Source organism: Microbacterium sp. HMWF026 (assembly GCF_003061325.1).
Taxonomy (GTDB): Bacteria; Actinomycetota; Actinomycetes; order Actinomycetales; family Microbacteriaceae; genus Microbacterium; species Microbacterium testaceum_E.
Genome location: NZ_QAJB01000052.1, coordinates 4372 through 8457, shown reverse-complemented (window position 1 = coordinate 8457; position 4086 = coordinate 4372). Strand labels below are relative to the sequence as shown.

3 protein-coding genes are annotated in these 4086 nt (G+C 71.3%); 2 read left to right on the top strand and 1 reads right to left on the bottom strand.

Translation table 11 applies throughout. The features are described from left to right. Positions 1 to 562, top strand: a 562-nt coding sequence (locus tag DBR36_RS02515) for a TrmH family RNA methyltransferase (protein ID WP_108317421.1), incomplete at its 5' end; no start/stop codon positions are given. Positions 563 to 608: 46 nt separating this feature from the next. Here DBR36_RS02515 and DBR36_RS02510 read toward each other — a convergent pair. After that, complete coding sequence (locus DBR36_RS02510) at positions 609 to 1937, bottom strand: MATE family efflux transporter (protein ID WP_108317420.1); 1329 nt, start codon at positions 1935 to 1937, stop codon at positions 609 to 611. Between the two features lie 87 nt (positions 1938 to 2024). Here DBR36_RS02510 and DBR36_RS02505 point away from each other — a divergent pair, with 87 nt between their 5' ends. Next, positions 2025 to 4004, top strand: coding sequence for a M13 family metallopeptidase (locus DBR36_RS02505; protein WP_108317419.1), 1980 nt, complete (start codon positions 2025 to 2027; stop codon positions 4002 to 4004). The last annotated feature ends 82 nt before the right edge of the window (positions 4005 to 4086 follow it).

Genomic DNA, 4086 nt, shown 5'->3' with positions numbered 1-4086 from the left:
CTGGCCGGACGACCCCCGGTACGACCGCGAGCTGCTCGCCGAGGGCGACCGCCGCAACGTCGTCGACGCGTACCGCTACTGGACGATGGATGCCATCGTCGCCGACCTCGACGCGAAGCGGCATCCGTTCCACGTGGCCATCGAGAACTGGCAGCACGACCTCAACATCGGCTCCATCGTGCGCAGTGCCAATGCGTTCCTCGCCGCCGAGGTGCACATCATCGGCAAGAAGCGGTGGAACCGCCGCGGCGCCATGGTGACTGACCGCTACCAGCACGTGCGCCACCACGAGGACGTCGCGGCCTTCGCGGCCTGGGCCCGGGAGGCGGGCCTCGCCGTCGTCGCGGTGGACAACGTCGACGGCTCGGTTCCGGTCGATCGGGCCGACCTGCCCCGGGAGTGCGTGCTGCTGTTCGGGCAGGAGGGGCCGGGCCTGTCGGCCGAGGCGATCACCGCCGCGACCGGGGTGGTCGAGATCACGCAGTACGGATCGACGAGGTCGATCAACGCCGCATCGGCGGCCGCCGTGATCATGTATGAGTGGTGTCGCCGCTGGGCGTGACCCCCGACGCGGTCCGACGCGGGCGGAGTGCGAAAGAGGCGGCCCCCTAGGCCCCGGCCGTCATCCAGGCCGCCCCGCGCACGCGCAGGCCGAGCGTGAGGGCCCGGGCGAGCATGTACACACCGAAGAACGCGGCCGCCAGCCACGCGAGCCCGGCGGGCCCGCCCCCGGCGAAGAGGGCGACGAGCGCGAGCGCGGGCACGTAGGGCACGAGGTTGAGCACCCCCGCCAGGGCGAGGTAGCGCGCGTCTCCGGCCCCGATGAGCACCCCGTCGAGAACGAAGACGAAGCCGGCGAGCGGCTGCGCGACGGCGAGCACGAGCAGCGCCGGTTGGATGAGCGCGGCGATCTCGGCGTCGCCCGTGAAGACGAGGCCGATGATGCCGGAGGCGGCCGCGATGACCGCGCCCACGATCACGCCGAACCAGACGCCCCACGCGCTGGTGCGCCGCAGGACCCGGTCGACGGTGTCGTTCTGTTCGGCGCCGAGCGCCCGACCGACGAGGGCCTGCGCGGCGATCGCCAGCGCGTCGAGGGCGAAAGCCGCCGTCGAGAAGATGGTGAAGGCGATCTGCCACCCCGCCAGCTCGGCCGAGCCGAGGCCCGTCGCCACGGCGACCGTGGCCAGCAGCGCGACGCGCAGGCTCACGGTGCGCAGGAACATCCACCCGCCCGACCGGGCGGTGCCGCTGAGGCCCTCGCGCTGCGGGCGCAGGGACGCCGAGTGCCGGCGCGCGAGGCGTCGGGCGACCAGGACGTACGCGCCCACCATGCCCCACTGCGCGGCGACCGTTCCGATCGCCGATCCGGCGATGCCCCAGCCGAAGCCGTAGATGAAGAGGGCGTTCAGCAGCGCGTTCGCGCCGAAGCCGAGGCCGGCGATCCACAGCGGCGTGACGGTGTCCTGCATGCCGCGCAGCAGCCCGGTCGCGGCGAACACGACGAGCATCGCCGGCAGCCCCCACATCGAGATCGCGAGGTAGGTGCGGGCGTTCTCGGCCACGTCGGGCGCGGCGCCGAAGAGGTCGACGATCCCGCTCGTGGCGAGCGACCCGGCGGCCGCGAGCACGGCCCCGAGCGCCAGGGCCAGCCACATGCCGTCGATGCCGACCGACACCGCGCGTCCCGGTTCTCCGGCGCCGAACCGCCGCGCCACCGCGGGCGTCGTCGAGTACGCGAGGAAGACCATGAGCCCGACGATCGTCTGCAGCACGGCGCCGGCCACGCCGAGTCCCGCGAGCGGGGCCACTCCCAGGTGGCCGACCATAGCGGCATCCACGATCAGGAACAGGGGCTCGGCGATCAGCGCGCCCAGGGCCGGCACCGCGAGCCGCAGGATCGAGCGGTTCAGCGTCTCGGGCGGGCTGGTGGTCACGTCTGAGAGCCTAGAGCGGACCTCCGACACGGGCGGGAGCGGCGCCGTTCCGAGCCCGCATGGAGACGCGGCACTTATCCTGTGTGCATGACCGACACCCCCCGCTCCGGTCTCGCGCTCGACGAGCTCAGCGACGAGATCCGCCCGCAGGACGACCTGTTCCGCCACGTGAACGGACGCTGGCTGGAGCGCACCGAGATCCCCGAAGACAAGGCCCGCTGGGGCTCGTTCCACCTCATCGCCGAGCAGGCCGAGGCGGACGTGCGCACCATCGTCCAGGAGTCGCAGGATGCCGAGCCGGGCAGCGAAGCCCGCAAGATCGGCGACCTGTTCGCGAGCTTCATGGACACCGATCGCATCGAGGCGCAGGGCCACGCGCCCGTCGACCCCCAGCTCGAGCGCGTCGACGGCGTCTCCGACGTCCCCTCCCTGCTCCGGCTCATCGGCGAGCTCGAGCGCGACGGCATCAGCGGCCTGCTGACGCTCTTCGTCGAGCCCGACCCGGGCGACCCGACGCGCTACGTCCCCGTCGTCTACCAGGGCGGCATCTCGCTGCCCGACGAGAGCTACTACCGCCTCGACAACTTCGACGACACCCGGACCGCCTACCGCGGCCACATCGAGCGCATCCTCGATCTGGCCGGGGTCGCCGAGGCCGCGGCATCCGCCGATCGCGTCTTCGCCCTCGAGACCGACCTCGCCGCGCACCACTGGAGCCGCGAGGACAGCCGCGACTCCGTCAAGACGTACAACCTCAAGAGCTGGGACGACACCGTCGCCCTCGCCGGCGTCGACCTCGAGCCCTGGCGGGCGGGAGTGGCCCCCGGGCACGAGGACGCGCTCGCCGAGGTCATCGTCTACCAGCCGAGCTTCATCGAGTCGCTCGGTGCGCTGCTCGTCGAGGAGCGCCTCGACAACTGGAAGGCGTGGCTGCGCTTCAAGATCGTGCACGCGGCGGCGGCCTTCCTGACCGAGGCGTTCGTGTCCGAGAACTTCGCGTTCTACGGCACGCAGCTCACCGGCGTCCCCGTCAACCGCGAGCGCTGGAAGCGCGGCGTCAGCCTCGCCGAGGCGGCTCTGGGCGAAGCGATCGGCAAGGTCTACGTCGAGCGGCACTTCGACGCCGACGCCAAGGACGCCATGGACGGCCTGGTGGCCCACCTGATCGAGGCCTACCGTTCGTCGATCCGCGAGCTGACGTGGATGACCGACGAGACGCGCGAGCGCGCCCTGGCCAAGCTCGACACCTTCGTGCCGAAGATCGGCTACCCCGTCCGGTGGAAGGACTACTCCGACCTCGAGGTCCACGCCGACGACCTGGTCGGCAACGTCCGCCGCGCCCACGTCTGGGAGCACGATCGCCAGCTCGCCAAGGTCGGCCAGCCGATCGACCGCGACGAGTGGTACATGACCCCGCAGACGGTCAACGCGTACTACAACCCGCTCATGAACGAGATCGTGTTCCCCGCGGCGATCCTGCAGTACCCCTTCTTCGACGCCGGTCGCGACGCCGCCGCCAATTACGGGGGCATCGGCGCCGTGATCGGGCACGAGATCGGCCACGGCTTCGACGACCAGGGCAGCCGCTTCGACGCCGACGGCTCGCTGCGCGACTGGTGGACGGATGCCGACCGCGCGGCGTTCGAAGAGCGCACGAGCGCGCTCATCGCCCAGTACGAGGCTCTCGTGCCGCAGGGCCTGAGCGCAGAGCACCACGTCAACGGCAAGCTCACCATCGGCGAGAACATCGGCGACCTGGGCGGGCTGGGCATCGCGATCGCCGCGTACCGCCTGTACCTGGCGGAGCAGGGTGAAACCGAGGGTGACGGGCCCGTCGTCGACGGGTACACCGGGATCCAGCGTCTTCTGCTCAGCTGGGCCCAGATCTGGCAGCAGAAGGGCCGGGATGCCGAGACGATCCGCCTGCTGACCATCGACCCGCACTCGCCGAACGAGTTCCGCTGCAACCAGATCGTGCGTAACATCGACGCGTTCTACGCGGCGTTCGACGTGAACGAGGGCGACGCGCTGTGGCTCGACGCCGACCAGCGCGTCACCATCTGGTGAGGTCGCGTTTGTTGTCCTGCTGACACCGAAGGAGCCACGCTCGTGGGCATGCCCCCGGTTCCCGAGCCCGCGCCGTCCGATC

Coding starts and splice junctions, on each gene's coding strand:
- DBR36_RS02505 (WP_108317419.1), top strand. CDS start 2,025: ATGACCGACACCCCCCGCTCCGGTCTCGCGCTCGACGAGCTCAGCGAC.